This window comes from Mycobacterium sp. ABE4_509 (assembly GCF_056160785.1).
Genome location: NZ_JBSWXU010000045.1, coordinates 1 through 20,037, shown reverse-complemented (window position 1 = coordinate 20,037; position 20,037 = coordinate 1). Strand labels below are relative to the sequence as shown.

17 protein-coding genes are annotated in these 20,037 nt (G+C 68.9%); 9 read left to right on the top strand and 8 right to left on the bottom strand.

Annotated elements, in window-relative coordinates; translation table 11 throughout:
• The first annotated feature begins 3 nt into the window (after positions 1 to 3).
• From ACXAID_RS12275 to ACXAID_RS12260, 4 genes are read left to right on the top strand one after another with little or no spacing between them, the layout of a single operon-like run.
• The gene (locus ACXAID_RS12275) at positions 4 to 1,635 is read left to right on the top strand and encodes an acyl-CoA synthetase (RefSeq protein WP_475022488.1); all 1,632 of its coding nucleotides are present in this window, start codon (positions 4 to 6) and stop codon (positions 1,633 to 1,635) included.
• Entirely contained in the window at positions 1,632 to 2,477 is an 846-nt protein-coding gene (locus tag ACXAID_RS12270) for an amidohydrolase family protein (RefSeq protein ID WP_475022487.1), read from the top strand. The genes ACXAID_RS12275 and ACXAID_RS12270 overlap by 4 nt, the downstream gene beginning before the upstream one ends.
• Positions 2,478 to 2,479: 2 nt before the next feature.
• A complete protein-coding gene (locus ACXAID_RS12265; protein WP_475022486.1) occupies positions 2,480 to 3,520 on the top strand; it encodes an acyl-CoA dehydrogenase family protein in 1,041 nt (346 codons plus the stop codon).
• Positions 3,521 to 3,523: 3 nt separating this feature from the next.
• Positions 3,524 to 4,720, top strand: a complete 1,197-nt coding sequence (locus ACXAID_RS12260; RefSeq protein ID WP_475022485.1) for an acyl-CoA dehydrogenase family protein — start codon at positions 3,524 to 3,526, stop codon at positions 4,718 to 4,720.
• A 16-nt stretch (positions 4,721 to 4,736) separates the two neighbouring features.
• On the opposite strand, the gene ACXAID_RS12255 is transcribed toward ACXAID_RS12260, so the two are convergent.
• The 3 genes from ACXAID_RS12255 to ACXAID_RS12245 all read right to left on the bottom strand — a co-directional run bounded on the left by ACXAID_RS12255 (position 4,737) and on the right by ACXAID_RS12245 (position 7,212).
• Positions 4,737 to 5,882: a thiolase family protein gene (locus ACXAID_RS12255; RefSeq protein WP_475022484.1), complete on the bottom strand. Its 1,146-nt coding sequence runs from the start codon at positions 5,880 to 5,882 to the stop codon at positions 4,737 to 4,739.
• A gap of 18 nt (positions 5,883 to 5,900) precedes the next feature.
• The gene (locus ACXAID_RS12250; RefSeq protein ID WP_475022483.1) at positions 5,901 to 6,323 is read right to left on the bottom strand and encodes a Zn-ribbon domain-containing OB-fold protein; all 423 of its coding nucleotides are present in this window, start codon (positions 6,321 to 6,323) and stop codon (positions 5,901 to 5,903) included.
• 82 nt (positions 6,324 to 6,405) lie between these two features.
• Entirely contained in the window at positions 6,406 to 7,212 is an 807-nt protein-coding gene (locus ACXAID_RS12245) for a thioesterase family protein (RefSeq protein WP_475022482.1), read from the bottom strand.
• A 93-nt stretch (positions 7,213 to 7,305) separates the two neighbouring features.
• Here ACXAID_RS12245 and ACXAID_RS12240 point away from each other — a divergent pair, with 93 nt between their 5' ends.
• The gene (locus tag ACXAID_RS12240; protein ID WP_475022481.1) at positions 7,306 to 8,532 is read left to right on the top strand and encodes a cytochrome P450; all 1,227 of its coding nucleotides are present in this window, start codon (positions 7,306 to 7,308) and stop codon (positions 8,530 to 8,532) included.
• Positions 8,533 to 8,536: 4 nt separating this feature from the next.
• Here the strand turns inward: ACXAID_RS12240 and ACXAID_RS12235 are convergent, their stop codons facing one another.
• Positions 8,537 to 8,911, bottom strand: coding sequence for an NYN domain-containing protein (locus ACXAID_RS12235; protein WP_475022480.1), 375 nt, complete (start codon positions 8,909 to 8,911; stop codon positions 8,537 to 8,539).
• 44 nt (positions 8,912 to 8,955) lie between these two features.
• Here ACXAID_RS12235 and ACXAID_RS12230 point away from each other — a divergent pair, with 44 nt between their 5' ends.
• The gene (locus ACXAID_RS12230) at positions 8,956 to 11,148 is read left to right on the top strand and encodes a molybdopterin-containing oxidoreductase family protein (RefSeq protein ID WP_475022479.1); all 2,193 of its coding nucleotides are present in this window, start codon (positions 8,956 to 8,958) and stop codon (positions 11,146 to 11,148) included.
• Positions 11,149 to 11,230: 82 nt separating this feature from the next.
• Here the strand turns inward: ACXAID_RS12230 and ACXAID_RS12225 are convergent, their stop codons facing one another.
• Positions 11,231 to 12,442 carry a CaiB/BaiF CoA transferase family protein gene (locus ACXAID_RS12225; protein ID WP_475022505.1) on the bottom strand — a complete coding sequence of 404 codons (1,212 nt, stop codon included), beginning with the start codon at positions 12,440 to 12,442 and terminating at the stop codon, positions 11,231 to 11,233.
• A gap of 208 nt (positions 12,443 to 12,650) precedes the next feature.
• Here ACXAID_RS12225 and ACXAID_RS12220 point away from each other — a divergent pair, with 208 nt between their 5' ends.
• The gene (locus ACXAID_RS12220; RefSeq protein WP_475022504.1) at positions 12,651 to 14,114 is read left to right on the top strand and encodes an aldehyde dehydrogenase family protein; all 1,464 of its coding nucleotides are present in this window, start codon (positions 12,651 to 12,653) and stop codon (positions 14,112 to 14,114) included.
• Between the two features lie 21 nt (positions 14,115 to 14,135).
• Positions 14,136 to 14,984, top strand: a complete 849-nt coding sequence (locus ACXAID_RS12215; RefSeq protein WP_475022478.1) for a mycofactocin-coupled SDR family oxidoreductase — start codon at positions 14,136 to 14,138, stop codon at positions 14,982 to 14,984.
• 24 nt (positions 14,985 to 15,008) lie between these two features.
• Here the strand turns inward: ACXAID_RS12215 and ACXAID_RS12210 are convergent, their stop codons facing one another.
• The gene (locus ACXAID_RS12210; RefSeq protein WP_475022477.1) at positions 15,009 to 16,184 is read right to left on the bottom strand and encodes a cytochrome P450; all 1,176 of its coding nucleotides are present in this window, start codon (positions 16,182 to 16,184) and stop codon (positions 15,009 to 15,011) included.
• 153 nt (positions 16,185 to 16,337) lie between these two features.
• Between ACXAID_RS12210 and ACXAID_RS12205 the strand changes: the two genes are divergently transcribed.
• Positions 16,338 to 17,816: an aldehyde dehydrogenase family protein gene (locus ACXAID_RS12205; RefSeq protein ID WP_475022476.1), complete on the top strand. Its 1,479-nt coding sequence runs from the start codon at positions 16,338 to 16,340 to the stop codon at positions 17,814 to 17,816.
• 1 nt (position 17,817) lies between these two features.
• Here the strand turns inward: ACXAID_RS12205 and ACXAID_RS12200 are convergent, their stop codons facing one another.
• Both ACXAID_RS12200 and ACXAID_RS12195 read right to left on the bottom strand, forming a co-directional pair.
• On the bottom strand, positions 17,818 to 19,470 hold the full coding sequence (locus tag ACXAID_RS12200; RefSeq protein ID WP_475022475.1) for an acyl-CoA synthetase: 1,653 nt from the start codon (positions 19,468 to 19,470) through the stop codon (positions 17,818 to 17,820).
• 64 nt (positions 19,471 to 19,534) lie between these two features.
• A partial coding sequence (locus ACXAID_RS12195) for a cysteine hydrolase family protein (RefSeq protein ID WP_475022474.1) occupies positions 19,535 to 20,037 on the bottom strand: 503 nt, incomplete at its 5' end.

Sequence of the window (20,037 nt, the reverse complement as noted above, 5' to 3'; positions counted from 1 at the left end):
CAGATGCCCGAATGGACCATCGGCGACGTCGTCGACGCCATCGCCGATGTCATCGGCGACCGGGTGATGACCGTGTGCGGTGAGCGCCGGACCACCTACGCACAGATGGCGCAGCGCACCCGCAGGTTCGCGAACTTCCTCGCCGCCCGCGGCCTGGGTGTGCACCGCGACCGCGATGAGCTCGACGGCTGGCAGTGCGGCCAGGACCGCGTCGCGCTGATCATGTACAACGACCGCTATCCCGAGATGGTCCTCGGCGCGCTGAAGGCGCGGTGCGTTCCGGTCAACGTCAACCATCACTACACCCCGCGTGAGGTCGCCGAACTCCTCGACTACGTCAAGCCGCGCGCGGTCGTCTACCACCGGGCGCTGGGTGCCAAGTTCGCCGATGTGCTGCCCTCGCCCGGCGCCGAACTGATGATCGCCGTCGACGACGGCACCGACACCCCGGCGCTGCCCGGGTCGGTCGACCTCGATGACGCGGTGGCCCAGGGGGACCCGGAGCAGCGGATCGCCGGTTCGCCGGACGACCTGATCATGTACTGCACCGGCGGCACCACCGGCCGTCCCAAGGGAGTGCTGTGGCGGCAGAGCGACACCTATGTGTCCTCGATGGTGGGCGCCGACCACGAATCGGCCACCGAGATCCACGACAAGGTCCGCAACAACGCGGGCCCACCGTGGTTCGCGGTGTCTCCGCTCATGCACGCCGCCGGGCTGTGGACGGTCTTCTCCGGCAGTCTGGCCGGGCTGCCGGTGGTGCTCTACGACGACCGGGCGAGATTCGACCCGAAGTCGGTGCTGCAGACCGCCGAGCGTGAGAAGGTCGGGCTGATGACCATGGTCGGCGATGCCTACGCGGTGCCGCTGATCGAGGAGCTCAACCGCAACAACTACGACCTGTCCTCGCTGTACGCCATCGGAACCGGCGGGGCGGCAACCAATCCCAGACACGTCAGCGCACTGCTGGAGAAGCTTCCGCAGCTGACCATCATCAACGGGTACGGATCGTCGGAGACCGGCAACATGGGTTTCGGACACAATCAGCGCGGGTCCAGCCGGGAGACGTTCGATCTGCGGGAGGGCGGCACGGTGGTCTCGGCCGACCTCACCAGGTTCCTCGAACCGGGCGATCCGGAGATCGGCTGGGTGGTGCGCCAGGGCCGGATCCCGCTGGGCTACTTCGACGATGCCGACGCGACCCGCAAGACCTTCCCGGTGGTGGAAGGCAGACGCGTGGTGGTCTCCGGGGACCGCGCCAGTCTGGAGGCCGACGGGACGCTGCGGCTGTACGGCCGAGACTCGCTGGTGGTCAACACCGGCGGCGAGAAGGTGTTTGTCGAGGAGGTCGAGGCGGTGCTGCGCGCCCATCCCAGCGTGGCCGACGCCCTGGTGGTCGGCCGTGACAGCGACCGCTGGGGCCAGGAACTCGTCGCACTGATCGAGCCCCAGCCCGGTGTGACGGTGACCGCCGAGGAACTGCACTCGGCGTGCACCGCCGAGCTGGCGCGCTTCAAGGCACCCAAGGAGTTCATCGTGGTCGACAGGGTGCGCAGGCTCGGCAACGGCAAGGCCGACTACCGGTGGGCGAAGAGCACGGCGAACCGCTCGGCGTCCACGGCGGTGAGCTCATGACCGGTCAGACCCCCCCGAAGGTCATCGACTGCCTGGTCAATGTCCACTTCGGCGAGACGGCCAAGCAGCCCGAGTTCATGCTCAAGGTGCGCGACGACTACTTCAAGGGGCCCCAGTCGCTCTACGACCAGGTCGAATTGCCGGCGCTGCTCGACGAGATGGACGAGCACGGGGTGGCCAAGGCGGTCCTGATGGACAACCTGGTCAAGCCGTCGGTGACGGCGCGCAAGTTCGTCGAGGAGCGGCCGGACCGCTTCGCGCTGGCGCTGGGCGGGGTCAACCTGCTTCGCCCGGTTCCCGCGCTGCGCGAGCTGGCCGCCGTCAGCGCCGACCTGCCGGTGGCCTACGCCGCGGTGGGGCCCAGCTTCTGGGGGGACGGCATGTACCCGCCCAGCGACGCGGTCTACTACCCGCTCTACGCCAAGTGCGCCGAAATCGGCCTGCCGCTGTGCGTCAACACCGGGCTTCCCGGCCCGCCCATTCCCGGCGACGTGCAGAACCCCATCCACCTCGACCGGGTGTGTGTGCGCTTCCCCGAACTCAAACTGTGCATGATCCACGGTGCCGATCCCTGGTGGGACGTCGCGATCCGGTTGTTGATCAAGTACGCCAACCTGCGCATCATGACCTCGGCGTGGTCGCCCAAGCGGTTGCCGGAGAGTTTGTTGCACTTCATGCGCACCCGCGGCAAGACCAAGGTGATCTTCGCCTCGGACTGGCCGGTGCTGCGCCAGAGCCGCGTGGTACCCGAGGCGCTGGCGCTGGATCTGCCGCCCGAGGTGCTGGAGAACTATCTGTTCAACAACGCCGAGAGTTTCTTCTTCGGACAGGAGGCCAACTGAGAATGGACCGCTACGAACTGCGCAGGCTCGACTACAGCCTGTCTGAAGACCACGAGGCGCTGCAGGCCGCCTACAAGGACTTCTTCGCCACCCGCTGTCCGATCGACACCGTTCGTGCGGCCGAGGAATCCGGATTCGACAAGAACCTGTGGGAGCGGCTGTGCGCCATGGGCGCAACGACGATGGCGCTGCCCGAGTCGGTGGGCGGCGACGGCGCCACCCTGGTCGACCTGACGTTGGTCGCCGAGGAGATCGGGCGTTCGCTGGCCCCGGTGCCGTGGATCGACCATGTCTGCGCTGCGCGCCTGATGGCCCGGCTCGGCTCCGTGGAGGCCGACGTGGTCAACGGCACCAAGCTGGTTGCGCTGGACCCGCAGCAGGGCGGTGCGGCCGGCAGGCGGCTGATTCCGTCCGGTTCGGTCGCCGAACAGATCGTCGTTCGCGACGGTGAGCAGATCGTCGCGCTGACCTTCGCGTCGCGGCCGGCACGGGTGGACAACATCGGCAAGCTGCCGATGGCATGGGTCGACCCCGCGGCCGCCGACAGCCGCACCGTTCTTGCCGCAGGGCCCGAGGCGCTCGCCGAATACCAGCGCGCCCTGGACGAATGGCGGCTGTTGACCGGGGCCGCGCTGGTCGGGCTGGTCGAGGAGACGATGACCATCGCCGCGGAGTTCGCCAAGACCCGGTACACCCTGGGGGTGCCGATCGGGACGCTGCAGGCGATCTCGCATCCGTTGGCCAACATCGCGATCACCGTCCAAGGCGGTCGCAACCTCGCCCGCCGGGCGGCCTGGTTCCTCGACAACGAACCCGACGAGCGGCGCGAGCTGGCGCCCTCGGTTTTCGTGTTCATGGCCGAGGAGGCCGCCAAGGCGGCGACGATGGCGGTGCACGTGCAGGGCGGGCTCGGTGTGTCCGCCGAGGCGGCCGCCACCGCCTATCTGGTGCGGGCCCGGGGCTGGGCGATCGCCGGCGGGGACCCGGCGGCCACTGCCAAGTACATCGCCGCGATCGTGGCAGAACGCGAAGGACGGAGCTGAACAATGGATTTCTCCCGGGTGCAGTTGTCCGACGACGATCAGAAGTTCCAGCATGAGGTCCGCTCGTTGCTCGGCGAGATCGTCACCGAGGACGTCATCCGCCGCGACCGCGAGACCGGCGACAACTTCGACGAGGGCGTGCACCTGGCGATCGGTGCCGCCGGGTACCTCGATCGCGAGTGGAACCCCGGCTCCGAGCTCCCGTTCACCCGGGTGCAGCGGCGGATCTGGGAACTGGAGAAGCGGCGCGCCCACGTGCCGTGGGTGACCTCGGGCACAACGGCGATGATCGCCCGGTCGGTGGAGAAGTTCGCCTCCCCGGAGTTGCGGGACGAAGTGCTGCCCGGTGTCTACAGCGGCCATGTGCGCATGTGCCTGGGTTACACCGAGCCCGAGGGCGGCTCAGATGTGGCCACCTGCAAGACCCGCGCGATCCGCGACGGCGACGAGTGGGTGATCAACGGATCCAAGATGTTCACCACCGGCGCGCACAACTGCCAGTACGTCTTCCTGATCACCAACACCGATCCGTCGGCACGTAAACACAAGAGCCTGACCATGTTCCTGGTCCCGCTCGATTCGCCCGGCGTGGAGATCCAGGGTGTGCGCACCGTCGACGGGGACCGCACCAACATCGTCTACTACAGCGACGTGCGGGTGGCCGATCGCTACCGCCTGGGCGAGGTCAACGGCGGCTGGGCAGTGGTGCGTGAACCACTGGATGCCGAGCACGGTGCCGTCGACGCGGCCGACGACGGGCTGCAGGACGTGGCCATCATGGCCCACCAGGCCGGGTTCATGGCCACCGCGGTCGACCGGGCGGCCGAGAGGTCGGCGCTGGCCGATCCCGCCGGGCACCGGCTGATCGACGACGGCTCGGTGGCCTACCGGTTGGGCCGCAGCGTCGCCCGGATGGAGGCGGCCCTGTCGGCGCCGAGCATCTTCGGCCGGGTCGCCCTCGCCCAGACGATGCGCGACATCTCGCCGGACCTGATGGACCTGCTGGGCGCCGCCTCGGCGCTGCCCGACGGGGCCGACGGCGCCGGCGACGACGGGGCGGCCGAGTACGTCTACCGGTTCGCGCCGCTGGTCGGCATCTACGGCGGCACCCTCGAGGTGTTCCGGAACATGATCGCCCAGTACGTGTTGGGACTCGGAAAGCCGAACTACTCGGCGCCGGCCGCCGCGAAAGCCTCGTAGCGACCGCCGCGCGGCGTCAGGTGCTCAGGATGGTGGCGCCCGCGGTGCCCGGGGCGCCGTAGAGCTGGGCGAAGCCCACTTTCGGCTCGCCGGGGATCTGGCGGTCGCCGGCCTGCCCGCGCAGCTGCCGGACGATCTCGTGCACCTGGCGCAGGCCAGACGCTCCGATCGGCTCCCCGTTGGCCAGCAGCCCGCCGTCGGTGTTGACCGGCATCGACCCGCCGATCTCGGTGGCGCCGTCGGCGAGCAGTTTCTCCTGGTCTCCGTCGGCGCAGAAGCCGGCCTCGGCCATGTGGATGACCTCGGCGCCGGCATCGGTGTCCTGAAGCTGGATCACGTCCACGTCGGCGGGCCCGATCCCGGCCTTCTCGAACGCCGATCGGGCCGCGTACACGGTGGGCGCCACGTCCTCCTCGACCGGGGCGAACGTCGTGTTGACCTCGTAGGCACCGTATTTGCGGGTGCGTACCTCGACCGCCCGCACGTAGACCGGCTTGTCGGTGTAGCGGTGTGCCAGGTCGGCGCGGCACATGATGACCGCGGCGGCACCTTCGTCGGGTGAGCAGAACATGTACTGGGTCAGCGGATAGTTCAGCATCGGTGAGCCCAGGACCGCCTCTTCGGTCATCGGCTTGCGGCGAAAGGCGTTGGGGTTGAGCGCTCCGTTGCGCAGGTTCTTGTTGACCACCTTGGCCAGGGTCTGGTGGCTGATGCCGTGCTGGTGCAGGTAGCGGTTGGCCTTCATCCCGAAGAACTGGGTGGTCAGATACTGGCCGTTCTCGGCGTACCAGCGCGGCATGCCCACCAGCGCGGGGTCCTCGGTGAACGCGCCGCGGGGGTGCTTGTCCATGCCGACGGCGATGCCGATGTCATAGTCGCCCAACCGGATTCCGTCGGCGCACGCCTTCGTGGCGCTGGCGGCGGTCGCACAGGCGTTGAACACGTTGGTGAACGGGATGCCGGACAGGCCGACCATGCCCACGATCGCGTCGGGGTTGGCCACCGTCCAACTGCCGCCGACCCCGAACTGGATGTCGGTCCAGGCGATGCCGGCATCGGAGACGGCGGCGCTGATCGCGTCGACGCCCATCTCCATGGCGGATTTTCCCTCGAAACGGCCGAACGGGTGCAGGCCGACACCGATGATCGCGACGTCGTGCATCGTGGGGGTCCTTTCGGGTCAGACGGGCTGGAATGCGAAGGTCAGGATCTCCTCGCCGTCGCGGGTGGCGAACGGCGTCATGGTCAACTCGACCGGCATGCCGAATTCGAGGCGTCGCGGGTCGTTCTCGGTCAGCCGCCCTTCGACCCGGATGACGGGTTCGCCGGGGGCGCCCAGCTCGACCAGGCCGACGCCGAACGGGGTGAAGTCGGCGCCGCCGGCACCCAGGTAGGGCGGCCCGGGCGGGAATCCCTGGGTGGTCCAGGAGATCAGTGTGCCGCGGCGGGGGAGCCGCACCTCGGACATGGGCGCGGCGCTGCAGCGGGGGCAGTGGGTCTGGGAAGGGAAGGCCGTGGCCGAGCACCGGTCGCATCGGCTTCCGACGAGCTGGACCGGGTCGTCGGGCCAGGTCGTGATCTCGGGCGCCAGCGGCGTGGGCATGTGATCCTCCGTGCGGTCCGAATCTGGGTGACGAGCCAACGGTAAATCTTACGGTAAAGCCTGCGGGTTGGGAATGTGCGGGTCAGCGCCGGCGCACCAGCTGGGCCTGCTGGATGGCGGCGACCGGACCCGCTTCGTCGAACAGCGTGCCCTTCGAGGTGCCGACTCCGTCTCGGCCGTAGTGGTTCTCGGCGCGCACCCCGATCCATTCACCCTCGGGCTCGCGGTGGATGTGGACGGCCAGGTCGGTGTTGAGAAACGTCCATGCCGAGGGTTCCAGACGGCTGCCCATCCCGTTGGCGATGTCGGCCACCGCGAACAGCCGCTGGGCCGGGGTCATCGGCTCGCCGGCGACCAGGTTGACCAGCGGCCGGGCCCAGCACTCGGCCTGCACGCTGTTGAGGATGTCGTTGAGCCAGCGCCAGTCCAGGCTTTGGATATAGGTCTGGTCGGCGCCGTCGTCGGGCAGCCGGCTTCGGCCCTGGCTGACCGGCCGCATCGGTTCGACCGGGGTCTCGGGCAGGTCGCCGGCGTCGGTGCGGCTGAACCGCCAGGCGCTCGCGGTGGCGACCGGTCGCGGCGCACCGTCGGGTCCGGGGGCGAGCATCTCGGCCCCGATCAGCTCGATCTGGCGGCCGGGGCGCCGCACCTGGGCCCGCACCCACAGCCGGTCGCCGACCGGCACCGCGCCCAGCAGGTCGACCAGGACGCGGCTGATCCGGGTATCCGGGCGCGCCGCGCACCGCTCGATGGCGCGGACCAGCAGCGCCGAGACCGGTGCCGCGTTCTGCATGTGCGAACCCCACGTACTGATCACGTGATCGGACGCGGCGAACCGTTCGCCGACGGGATCGTCGGCGTCGAGGAGTTCGTAGTAGGCGTCGGTCACGGGTGGTCCTGCCTTGCATTCGACGGTGGCCAGCAGCAGGATATGGTGACAGTTATCGAAAGCACAACCGGATGGCTTACAGGAGGTGGATGCGTGGCCGTCGCCGACGCCGAGCAGGATGCCGTGGTGTTCGACCCTTTCTCCGCGGAGTTCTACCGTGACCCGCACGCGTTCTACCCCCGGCTGCGCACCCAGGCGCCGGTCTTCTACAACGCCGAGTACGACTTCTACGCGCTGAGCCGGCACGCCGATGTGGCGGCCGGGCTGAAGGACTTCGCGACCTACTCCTCGGCCTACGGGGTCGACCTGGGCATGGTGCGCACCGGCCAGAAGGCGCCGGCGAAGATGATCATCTCGATCGACCCGCCCGAACACCGCGTGATGCGCAGCCTGGTCAACAAGGTGTTCACCCCGCGGGCGATCAGCGCCCTGCAGGCCATGGTGTCGGACACGATCGAGCAGTTCCTCGGCGCGGCCCGCGCCGACGGCCGGGAATTTGATGTCGTCAGCGACTTCTCGGTGTACTTCCCGGTGGACGTGATCACCCAGATGCTGGGCGTGCCCGAGGAATACCGTCAGCAGGTGCGGCTGTGGATCGACGAGTCGCTGCACCGCGAGCCCGGGCAGATCGACATCTCCGAGTCGGGCATGCAGGCCATGGCCGAGATGTGGATGATGTACTACGAGCTGATCCAGCAGCGTCGTGCCGCGCCGCGCGACGACATGATCAGCGCCCTGATCGCGGCCGAGGTGCCGCGCGAGGACGGCACCACCGACCGGCTGCGGGACTCGGAGATCGCCGGCTTCGCCACGCTGCTGGGCGGTGCGGGGGCCGAGACGGTGACCAAGCTGGTGGGCGGGGCGATCGTCACCTTCGCCCGGCACCCCGATCAGTGGCAACAGCTGCTCGAGGACCGCTCCAAGATTCCCGCGGCGATCGAGGAACTGCTGCGCTACGACGCGCCGGTGCAGTACAACGTACGGCGCTCGAACACCGACGTCACCCTGCACGGTGTGACGATCCCGGCCGGCGCGCCGGTGTTCCTGCTCGGCGCGTCCGCCAACCGCGACCCCGACGCCTGGACCGCACCGGATGTCTTCGACATCAACCGGGACCGCGCCGAGGCGCAGAACCTGGGGTTCGGCTACGGAATCCACAGCTGCCTGGGGGCCGCGCTGGCGCGGATGGAGAGCATCATCGCACTCGAGCGGCTGCTGGATCTGATGCCGCGCTACGAGGTGCAGTGGGACGGATGCCGGCGGGTCAGCATGCAGAACGTCGCGGGCTTCTCGCACGTGCCGGTGCGGATCCTGCGGTGAGATCTCAGCGGGGGTCGACCATGTCGCGCAGTCGCTCGGCGGGAAAGACCGTGGCCCCCGCTGCGCGCACCCGTTCGGCCAGTCCGCGATCTGAGGTGGCGACCCGGATCTGCTCGGGATGGGTGTCGTCGGCGACGAGCCGGACGATTTCGTCGTCGGCGGAGTTGGGCGCCGGTACCGGCGCATGGGTGACCGTGACGACCGACGACTCGATCGGCGGTGCGGGAGGGCGCTCGAACACCACGGTCACGTCGGCGCCCTCGCCGGTCGCCCATCGTTCGAGGTGTGCCACCAGGGTGGCCATCGCGCGGCGACGGTCCCGCCACCAGCCGTCCGGGCGGGAGCCGATCACGTTCATCCCGTCGACGATCCAGCGCACCGAATCGACCCTAGCCCAAACGGGTGCGTGCAAAGGTGGATGACATGGCCGCAGAATCGACCGACGTCGAACACAAAGTCACGTTCTGCCGTATCTGTGAACCGCTGTGCGGCATGGTCGCCACCGTCGAGAACGGCTCGCTCGTCGCGCTGCGGCCGGACAAACAGCACCCGTTGTCCGCCGGGTTCGCCTGCCAGAAGGGCATCGCGTTCACCGAGGTGGTCAACGACCCGGACCGGGTCACCACGCCGCTGCGCCGCACGCCCGGCGGATTCGAGGAGGTCGGCTGGGACGAGGCGATGACCGACATCGCTGGTCGGCTCGCCGGCATCGTGCGCCAGCACGGGGCCGGCGCCGCCGGGTGGTACATGGGCAACCCGGGGGCGTTCAGCTACGCCCATGTGCTCTCGATCCTGGCGTTCATCAAGGGTCTGGGCCGCGGCTCGCACTTCTACACCGCCTCCTCGCAGGACACCAACAGCCGGCTGATGGCCAGTCAGCTGCTCTACGGCACCCCGATCTCGGTGCCGATCCCGGACCTGAACCGCGCCGATCTTCTCGTCGTCATCGGCGCGAATCCCGTTGTCTCGCATGGAAGTTTCCTGACCGCGCCGCGGATCAAGGACCGGATGAGTGACATCGTCAAGCGGGGCGGGCGGGTGGTGGTGGTCGACCCACGCCGCACCGAGACCGCGGCGGCCTTCGAATGGTGCGGGATCGTGCCGGACACCGATGCCTACCTGCTGATGTCGCTGTTGCAGGTGATGTTCGACGAGAAGCTGGTCGACGAGCAGCGGATCGCCACCCAGGCCGACGGGCTCGGTTGGCTTCGCGCCCTGGTGGCGGCGTCCTCACCCGAGGCGACACAGCGGCACACCGGCATCGACCCCGACGTGGTGCGAGGGCTCGCGCGTGACCTGGCCGCGACACCGCGCGCGGCGATCTACGGCCGGTTGGGCACCTGCGTCGGGCGCCACGGCACCCTGACCTCGTATCTGATCGACGTCGTCAACCTGGTGGCGGGCAACCTGGACGTGCCCGGCGGGTCGGTGTTCGGCAGCCTCGGGCTTCCCGGTCAGCGCTTGCTGAACGTGGTGATGGGCAGTGCGCTGCGCCGCACCTACCGGCGGCGGCGCTCGCGGATCGGCGGTTTCCGCTCGGTGATCGGCTCGGAGCCAGCCGCGTTGATGGCCAAGGAGATGCTCACCCCCGGACAGCGCCAGATCCGGGCGATGTTCATCAGCGCCGGCAACCCGGTGCTGTCGGTGCCCAACGGTGCCGAAATGGAGCAGGCGCTGGATTCGGTCGAGCTGTCGGTGGCGCTGGACTTCTACCTCACCGAGACCAGCTCGCACTGCGACTACGTGCTGCCGGTCACCACGATGTACGAACGCGACGATTTCCCGCTGACCTTCCAGCTGTTCCAGGCCACACCGTTCCGGCAGGCCACCGAGGCGGTCGTCGACCCGCCCGGCCAGGTCCGCCAGGAGTGGCAGATCGTCGGCGACCTGATCGGGCGCCTGGCCGGCGAGTCGGCGGCGTTCTCGCTGTTCGGCGCCGGCAACCGGCTGCTGCGGCGGTTCGGCGTCGAGTTCACCCCCCGCAGGTTCGCCGACGGGATCATCCGGGTCTGCACCGGCGGGGACCGGTTCGGTCTGCGTCGCGGTGGGCTGACCTTCGACCGGCTCACCGGGCGGCATCCGCACGGCAGGGTCATCGACGACAATCTGCGCACCGGTGTGCTCGGTGAGGTCATCGGTTACCGTCAGCCCCGGGTCCGGCTGGCCCACGACGACGTCAGCGCCGACATCGCCGCGCTGGCCCGCCGGGAGGAGCCCGCCGGCTATCCGTTGCGGATGATCGGTATGCGCGAGGCCCGTTCGGAGAACTCGTGGATGCACAACGCGCCGCTGCTGATGCGCGGCGAACGCGGCCAGCACGGGTTGATCAACGTCGACGACGCCGCCGAGCTCGGGATCGGCGACGGCGATGAGGTGCGGGTCAGCTCGCCCTACGGCCAGATCACCGTGCCGGTCGGCGTCACCAAGGACATCGTGCCCGGGGTGATCGCGCTGCCGCACGGGTGGGGGCACAAGGGCACCGGCGGCTGGCGGGTGGCCAACCGCGCGGGCGGCGCCAACGTCAATCAGCTGACGTCCAGCGCCCCCGAGGATGTCGAGACGCTCTCGGGGATGGCCTGGCTGACCGGGGTGCCGGTGCGCCTAGACAAGCTCTGATTTTCCGCCGAAATGGCATTCCGGCAGCGTCGCACTCGCACTTTCGCTGCCGGAATGCCATTTCGGCGCGCAGGGGGCGGGCTCAGGCGATGGCGCCCTTGTCCTTGAGCGCTTCGATCCGGTCCCAGTCCAGCCCGATTTCCATCAGCACCAGCTCGGTGTGCTCGGAGGCCTGCGGGGCCCGGGTGGTCTCCAGCGCCTCGTGGTTGAACTGCACCGGCCCGCGGACCACCTTGAAGGGTTTGCCGCCGTCACTGGCCTCCACCTCGACGATCATGTCGTTGGCGATGGCCTGCTCATCGGTGGCGAGGTCGACCAGGCTCTGGAACGGGGCCCACTGACCCTTCATCGTCTTGAGGTGCTGGCGCCAGTACTCGAACGGTTTGGCCGCGATCGCCTCGGCGATGAGTTCGACGCCGGCCTCGGCGTTCTGGATCAGCGGCATCACATCGGAGAAACGCGGATCGTCGGCCAGCTCGGCAAGGCCGAGATGTTCGAACGTGTCGCGGATGTAGCCGGTCGGGCTGACGATGCACAGGTTGATGGTGCCGCCGTCGGAGGTCTGGTAGTTGGCCATGAACGGGTTGACCGACGTGGTGGTCCCGGGCATCGTCGAGCGCATCGTCTCGCCGGTCTCCATGCCCTGCGTGACGCTGGCGCCGGCGGCCCACCACGCGGTGCTCAGCAGCGACACGTCGATCTCGACGGCCTCACCGGTGCGCTCGCGGTGGAACAGCGCAGCCGAGATGCCGCCGGCGATGTTCATTCCGCCGATGGAGTCGCCGAAAGCCGGAATACCCTGCGGCAGCGCACCTCCCAGCTCTTCGGGGGTCAGCGCGTGCCCCACCCCGCTGCGGGTCCAGAACGCGGTCCCGTCGAAGCCGCCGACCAGCCGTTCGTCGCCCTTGTCGCCGTAGGCGCTGCCGCGGGCGTAGATGATGTTCGGGTTGACCGCGCGGATGTGCTCGAGGTCGAACTTGTTCTTCTGCCGCGCCTGGGGCATGTAGTTGGTCAGGAACACGTCGGCGGTCTTGGCCAGCTCGTAGAGCACCTCCTGCCCTTCGGCGGTGGACACGTCGATGCCTACGCTGCGCTTGCCGCGGTTGGGATGCTCGATGAGGGGGTGGCGGTTGGGGTCGAGCTGGAAGCCGCCCATGTTGACGAACCCGCGTTGGGTGTCGCCCCGCACCGGGTGTTCGACCTTGATGACATCGGCGCCCCAATCCGCCAGAATCGCACCCGCTGCGGGCACGAAGGTGAACTGTGCGACCTCGAGGACCCGTACGCCCTCCATCACCTTGATCACGAAACTTCCCTTCTCGACGACGACGTCCAACGTTGCGCTCAGGGGGGAGTCTAGCGGAGCCAAGATACTGTAACGTTTACCGTTGAGCATCCGAGAGATCCGGTTCAGGGGGTGTCAGGTGAGCGACGTCGTGCAGGAACGCGCCGAGACCAGCGTCCAGGTCGGCCGACGGGCGGCGGCCCGCGCCGAGCGGCGCATGCTGATCGACGGTGAGCTCGTCATGGCGAGAGCCGGTGCGGAGTTCGACAACGCCAGCCCGGCCACCGGGGCGGTGCTGGGCACCGTCGCCGCCGCCGACGCACTCGACATGGACGCCGCGATCGGCGCCGCGCGGCGCGCCTTCGACGCCGGCGACTGGCCGACCAACGCAGCGCTGCGCAGACGCTGTCTCGACCAGTTGCAGAGCGCGCTCGAGGACGAGCGGGGCGCCCTGAGCGACGAGCTCGTCGCCGAGGTGGGCGCCCCGGTGATGACCATCGCATCGGCGCAACTGGATTGGCCGCTGGCCGAATCCCTTCGCTACCCGGCGCAGCTGATCGACACGTTCGAATGGGAGCGGCAGCTCGACGGCGGCGGGCTGTTCGGTGAGCGCAACGTCCGGATGGTGGTCAAGGAGCCCGCGGGTGTGGTCGCCGCGATCACGCCGTCGAACTTCCCGATCGAGGTCATCCTCAACAAGCTCGGCCCGGCGCTGGCCGCAGGCAACACCGTGGTGCTCAAACCCGACCCGAACACCCCGTGGAACGCGACCCGGCTGGGCCGGCTGATCGCCGAGCGCACCGACATCCCGCCCGGCGTGGTCAACGTGGTCACCACCGCCTCCAACGAGGTGGCCTCGCTGCTGGGCACCGATCCGCGCGTCGACTTGGTGTCGTTCACCGGGTCGACCGCGGTGGGCAAGCAGTTGATGCGCAACGGCGCCGACACGATGAAACGGATGTTCCTCGAACTCGGCGGCAAGTCCGCGGCGATCGTGCTCGACGACGCCAACCCCGCAGTCATCGTCCCGACCGCGGTGGGCGTGTGCGTGCACGCCGGGCAGGCCTGCGCGGCGACCAGCCGCATGCTGGTGCACCGCTCGCTCTACGACCAGGCCGTCGCCGACATCACCGAGGCCTATCGGTATGTGCCGGTCGGGGACCCGGCCGACCCGGCGACGCTGGTCGGTCCGGTGATCAGTGCGGCGCAACAGGATCGGGTGCTCGCCGCGATCGACGGCGCCCGCCGCGACGGAGCCGAGATCACCGCCGGCGGGGGACTCGCCGGGGGGCTGCCCGAGCACCTGGCGGGTGGGCACTTCGTCGCACCGACGGTGGTCGTCGGCGTCGACAGCAGTGCGGCCATCGCCCAGCAGGAGGTGTTCGGACCGCTGCTGGTGGTGCTGCCGTTCGACGACGACGACGACGCGGTGCGGATCGCCAACGACAGCACCTTCGGGCTTGCCGGTGCGGTCATGTCGCGCTCGGCCGAACGCGGCATGGCGATCGCCCGTCGGGTGCGCACCGGCTCCTTCGGCGTCAACGGCGGCATGTTCTACGGCGCCGACGCCCCGTTCGGCGGGTACAAGAGCAGCGGTATCGGAAGGCAGTGCGGGATCGAGGGCTTCGGCCAGTATCTCGAGACCAAGACCATCGCCCGGCGGGAACGCCGGAAGAGCTGACCCAGCAGAAAGAAGGCACCAGTGGGCAAGTTGGGCAACAAGGTCGCGGTGGTCTCCGGCGCCGCACGCGGTCAGGGCCGTTCGCACGCGGTGAATCTCGCCGCCGAGGGAGCGCACATCATCGCGCTCGACATCTGCGCCGACCTGGAGGGCAACACCTACCAGCTGGCACGGCCAGAGGATCTCGACGAGACGGCCCGCCTCGCCGAGAAGGAGGGTGTGCGGGTGCACACCGCGATCGTCGACGTGCGTGAGCGCGCCGCGGTGTGGAAGGCCATCGCCGACGGCGTCGATGCACTGGGCCGCCTCGACGTCGTGGTGGCCAACGCCGGGATCTGCGCGATGGGCAAGGGCCAGACGATGCAGTCGTGGTCGGACACCATCGACACCGACCTGGTCGGGGTTTTCAACGTGATCCAGGCCAGCCTGCCGCACGTCAACGACGGTGCCTCGATCATCGCGACCGGATCGCTGGCCGCGCAACTGGGCAGCGCGACCAACCAGGGTCCCGGCGGCTCGGCCTACAGCCTGGCCAAACAGATCGTGGCGCGCTACGTCAACGATCTGTCGATCCAGTTGGCCAAGCGGATGATCCGGGTCAACGCCGTGCATCCGACCAACGTCAACACCGACATGCTGCACAACGAGGGCATGTACCGGGTGTTCCGCCCCGACCTCAAGGAGCCGACGCGAGAGGACGCCGAGCAGACGTTCCCGATGATGCAGGCGATGCCGGTGCCGTTCATCGAGCCGCAGGACGTCTCGGAGGCGGTGGTCTTCCTGGCCTCCGACGCCGCGCGCTTCATCACCGGAACCCAACTGCGCATCGATGCCGGAGGCTACGTCAAGTCCGTGCCTTGGAAGGGGTGAGAAAGGCTAGGAGAGGCTCGACGCTCAGGCGGGTTGGAACGTCACCGGCAGTGCGGTGGGGGACCGGAACGGCTGCCCGTGGATGTGCGGGTCGTCGTCGGTGAGCAGCTGGATGTCGTCGAGCCGGCTGAGCAGACACTCCACGGCGACCCGGGTCTCCATCCTGGCCAGGTGCAGCCCCATGCAGGTGTGCTCGCCGGCGGCGAACGAGATGTGCGGGATCCGCTTGCGGAAGATGTCGAACTCCTCGGAGCGCTCCCAGCGGTGCTCGTCGCGGTTGGCCGAGCCGATACACACATCGATCACCGAACCGGCCTCGATCGGCACTCCGTCGATCTCGGTGTCCTCGGTGGCGTAGCGCTGCACGGTGGTCAGCGGCGTTTCGAAGCGCAGCGCCTCCTCGATCGCCGAGCCGATCAGGTCGTGGTCGGCGTTGACGGCCTCGAACTGGTCGCGATGGGTCAGCAGCAGGTAGAGCAGATTGCCCGAGGAGCGGTAGGTGGTCTCCAGACCGGCCGGCAGCAACAGGCGCAGGAACGAGAAGATGGCTTCGTCGGTCAGGCGTTCGCCGTCGATCTCGGCCGACACCAGGTCGCCGATGATGTCCTCGGTGGGTGCCGACCGGCGCTGGTCGATCTGGGTCAGGAAGTAGTCCTTCAGTTCCGCCGATGCCTCGAACGCGCGTTTGTAGTTGACCGCGTAGCTGATCAGCGCCACCGCCCGCTTGCGGAACCAGGGCAGGTCCTCCTCGGGCAGGCCCAACAGCTTCGAGATGACCCGGGTGGGGAACTCGAAGGTGAAATCGCGCACCAGGTTCGCCTCGCCGGCGTCGACGAACTCGTCGATCAGTGAGTTCACCACCGGTCGCACGATCTCGGGCTCCCAGCGCGACAGCGAACGCGATTTGAAGGCCGCGGAGACCAGGTTGCGGTGCGCCCAGTGTGTCTTGCCCTCCATCGCCAGGATGGTGGGGCCGATGAACAGGCCGATGGTCGAGTCGTAGATCTTCGAGTTGAACACCTTGCCGTCGCGGAACACCCGGTTCACCGCGTCGAAGGACACCGCGGCATAGAGGTTGTCCGGGGTCATCGAGTCCGGGGTCTTGGACCAGTCCATGACCGAGCCCCGGAAGACGCCGCCCTCGTGGCGGCGCCGGGCGAACATGGGATAGGGGTCGCGCAGGTCGATGGGTTCGTCCATCGCGACGTCTCGTACCGGCGTTTCCACGGCAGGGCCTCCCGTCGGTCTGCGCAACAACAGCTGCAACGACGTACTGTAATACTTACAGTAAAGTATGTCGAGTACGTGTTAGCGTGGGCCCTACCGGAGGGTCGCCCAGGTGGAGGTTTTGACATGGCGATGCTGCTCGGCGCGACGGAGCGCCGCCAAGAGGCGATGTCGGCGATCCTGGAACGGCAACGTGCGTCGTTCACCGCCGACGGACCGCCGGACGTGGCGCTGCGGCGCAACCGCATCGACCGGCTGCTGGCGCTGGTGCTGGACAACGCCGACGACTTCGTCGACGCCATGGCCGCCGACTTCGGCACCCGGCCCAGAGTCGGATCGCTGTTCACCGAGATCATGGGCATGATCTCGGTGATCGAGCACACCAGATCCCATGTGCCGCAGTGGATGCGGTCGACGAAGCTGATGCGGGCCGCCCGCCTGGCAGGGCTGCGCGCCGAGGTGGAGCCGTCGCCGCTGGGCGTGGTCGGCATCATCGGTCCGTGGAACTTCCCGCTCAACCTGGTGGTGCTGCCCGCCACCGCGGCGTTCGCGGCAGGCAACCGCGTCATGATCAAGATGTCGGAGGTGACGCCGCGCACCGCGGAGTTGATGAGCACGCTCGCGCCCGCTTACTTCGACAGCACCGAACTGCACGTGGTGACCGGTGACGTCGAGACCGCGGCGGCCTTCGCCCAGCTGCCCTTCGACCACCTGTTCTTCACCGGTTCACCGGCGGTGGGAGCCCTGGTCCAACGGGCCGCGTCGGCCAACCTGGTGCCCGTGACCCTGGAGCTCGGCGGGAAGAACCCGGTGGTGGTGGCGCCGGGCGCGGACATCACCCGCGCCGCGGCGCGGATCGCGGCGGCCCGGATGATCAACGGCGGGCAGGTGTGCGTCTGCCCGGACTACGTGTTCGTTCCCGCGCAGCGCGCCGACGAGTTCGTCGGCGTCGTCCGCGACACCCTGCGCGAGATGTTCCCGTCCATCGTGGCCAACGAGGACTACTGCTCCTCGGTCAACGCGGCGAACTTCGAGCGGGTGGTGGGCCTGATCGACGATGCCCGCGCCAAGGGAGCGCAGGTCGACGTCGTCGCGCCACCCGGTGAAGTCCTGCCCGACCCGGCGAGCCGCAAGATCGCCCCCACCATCGTGCGCGCCGTCGACGACTCGATGCGGCTGGCCGGTGAGGAGACGTTCGGTCCGGTGCTGACGGTGCACACCTACGACAGGCTCGACGACGTGGTCGACTACGTCAACGCTCGGCCGGCGCCACTGGTGGCGTACTGGTTCGGCCCGGACGGACCGGACTTCCGGTCCTTCGTCGAGCGCACCCGAAGCGGCGGGGTGGCCCGCAACGACTTTGCCGCCCAGATGATTCCGTCCGCCGCCCCGTTCGGCGGGGTGGGCCGGAGCGGGATGGGCGCCTACCACGGCAAAGCCGGCTTCGACGCGTTCAGCCACTACCGCACGGTGGTGGGCAGCGACCTGCCCTTCACCATCACCGGGCGAGCCGCGCCGCCGTTCACCCTCTCGACGCGGCTGACGACGGCGCTCACCCTGGGGATGGCGCGCCGCCGCACCCGCCGCAGGCTCAGGAGGAGCTGATTCAGGAACCGCTGATCGCCTGCTCGCGCGCCCACCGGTAGTCGGCTTTTCCTGCCGGGCTGCGCTCGATGGCCGGACGGAACACCACCGCCTTGGGCAGCTTGTAGCGGGCGATCACCGCCGCCGCGTGGTCGATCAGGTCCTGCTCGGAGGCGGTTTCGCCGTCGGCCAACGCCACCACGGCCACCACCTCCTGGCCCCAGCGCTCGCTCGGCCGGCCCGCGACCACGACATCGGCGACGGCGGGATGGGACAGGATCGCCGACTCCACCTCCTCGGCGAAGATCTTCTCGCCGCCGGAGTTGATCGTCACCGAGTCGCGGCCGAGCAGCTCGATGGCGCCGTCGGCGAGGTGCCGGGCCCGGTCTCCGGGCACCGAGTAGCGCACCCCGTCGATCACCGGGAACGTCGCGGCCGTCTTGGCCGCGTCGCCCTTGTAGCCGAGCGGCACGAAGCCGCGCTGTGCCAGCCAGCCCATCCCTTCGTGACCGGGGGCCAGGATCGACGCGAAGTCCTCGGTGGCGACGAAGGTGTCCGGCCCGGCGGTGAAGGTGCCGGTCGACACCGCGCCCGGCGCCGACATGTGGGTCATCTGGGCGCCGGTCTCACTGGAGCCGACGCCGTCGACCACCATCAGGTTGGGCTTGGCGTCGATCAGACGCTGTTTGGCCGTCGGGGTCAGTTGCGCACCGCCGTTGGCGACCACCGCGAGCGAGGACAGATCGGCCGACGTGCGCTCGAACGCCTCGGCCAGCGGCCGGGCCATCGCGTCCCCGACGACCGTGACCGCCAGGACCTTCTCGCGCTCGATGGTCCGCACCACCTCATCGGCGTCCAGATGCCCGGAGCCGGGGGTGAAGACCACCGTCTGGCCGGTGTTCATCGCGGTGAAGACCGCCCATTGGGCTGCGCCGTGCATCAGCGGCGGCAACACCAGCAGTGTGGTTCCCGGTGATTCGGCACAGCGCGCGGCGATGTCGTCGTAGGACGTCGCCAGCTCGCCGGTGTAGAGGCTGCGACCGCCGAAGGAGGCCATGAAGATGTCGTGCTGACGCCACAGCACCCCCTTGGGCATGCCCGTCGTCCCGCCGGTGTACAGGACGTAGAGGTCGTCGGGCGACGGTTCCACCGGTGGCGGTGCGGTCGGGCCTTCGGCCACAATGGATTCGTAATCGACTGCCCCTGGCAGCAATTCGTTTCCCGAGTCGTCGGCGATCTGGATCAGGACCTCGAGCTCGGGCAGCTCGGCCAACACCTCGGCCAGGCGCGGCGCGAAGGCCGAATGGTAGAGCAGGGCCTTCGCCCCGGCGTCGGCGAGCAGATACTGCAGCTCGCTCTTGACGTAGCGGTAGTTGACGTTGAACGGGGCCACCCGGGCGCGCCAGGCACCCAGCATGCCCTCGATGTACTCCGGACCGTTGTGGGCGTAGATGCCGAGCAGATCCTGCCCGGCGTCGTGCCCGGCGAGCTGGTCGCGCTCGGTGTGGCAACCCAGCCCCCGCGAATGCAGGTAGCCGGCCAGCCGGTTCGAGCGCTCGACGACCTGCGCATAGGTGAAGCGGCGGTCGCCCTGGACGATGAACTCGCGATCGCCGATGACGGCCGCGACGGCGTCGGCGGCGGCGGGCACGGTGAACTGGATCGGGTCGGTCATGACAGGGACTCTAAACGTCGTCGGGGCAGGGGTGGACAGTTGCCTGAAAGTTGTATGGTCGCCGTCACCGGTTCCACGCCGCGATCAGGTCGTCGGTCCTGGTCACGGTCGACAGCAGGGACAGGGTGTTGTCGATGACCGCGTCGGCGTAGTCGGTCGGAACGCCGGCCACCGCGTCGCGGGGCAGCACCACCCGATAGGCGGCGTTGACGGCGTCCATCACCAGGTTCACGATCGCCACGTTCACCGACACGCCGACCGCCACGATCGTGGACACGCCCAGGTTGCGCAGCACCGCGTCCAGGTCGGTGCCGCCCATCGGTCCCAGTCCGTGCCATCGGTGCAGCACCAGATCGGTTGGCTGGACGTCGAGTTCGGGTACCAGTTCGGTCCCGGGACTGCCGGGGGTGATATCGAGGTCCTTGTTCGCGGCGCCGAACGCGAACAGCCGCGCGTTGTGGTTGGAGCCGCGTCCGTCGGGGCGCCGCTGCACCACGCAGTGCACCACCGACACGCCGGCCGCCCGCGCGGCCGGCAGCAGTCGGGCGATGTTGGGCAGCGCCGCAC

Coding starts and splice junctions, on each gene's coding strand:
- ACXAID_RS12260 (WP_475022485.1), top strand. CDS start 3,524: ATGGATTTCTCCCGGGTGCAGTTGTCCGACGACGATCAGAAGTTCCAG.
- ACXAID_RS12205 (WP_475022476.1), top strand. CDS start 16,338: ATGGCGATGCTGCTCGGCGCGACGGAGCGCCGCCAAGAGGCGATGTCG.
- ACXAID_RS12230 (WP_475022479.1), top strand. CDS start 8,956: ATGGCCGCAGAATCGACCGACGTCGAACACAAAGTCACGTTCTGCCGT.
- ACXAID_RS12270 (WP_475022487.1), top strand. CDS start 1,632: ATGACCGGTCAGACCCCCCCGAAGGTCATCGACTGCCTGGTCAATGTC.
- ACXAID_RS12275 (WP_475022488.1), top strand. CDS start 4: ATGCCCGAATGGACCATCGGCGACGTCGTCGACGCCATCGCCGATGTC.
- ACXAID_RS12200 (WP_475022475.1), bottom strand. CDS start 19,470: ATGACCGACCCGATCCAGTTCACCGTGCCCGCCGCCGCCGACGCCGTC.
- ACXAID_RS12225 (WP_475022505.1), bottom strand. CDS start 12,442: ATGGAGGGCGTACGGGTCCTCGAGGTCGCACAGTTCACCTTCGTGCCC.
- ACXAID_RS12255 (WP_475022484.1), bottom strand. CDS start 5,882: ATGCACGACGTCGCGATCATCGGTGTCGGCCTGCACCCGTTCGGCCGT.
- ACXAID_RS12250 (WP_475022483.1), bottom strand. CDS start 6,323: ATGCCCACGCCGCTGGCGCCCGAGATCACGACCTGGCCCGACGACCCG.
- ACXAID_RS12265 (WP_475022486.1), top strand. CDS start 2,480: ATGGACCGCTACGAACTGCGCAGGCTCGACTACAGCCTGTCTGAAGAC.
- ACXAID_RS12210 (WP_475022477.1), bottom strand. CDS start 16,184: ATGGACGAACCCATCGACCTGCGCGACCCCTATCCCATGTTCGCCCGG.
- ACXAID_RS12220 (WP_475022504.1), top strand. CDS start 12,651: ATGCTGATCGACGGTGAGCTCGTCATGGCGAGAGCCGGTGCGGAGTTC.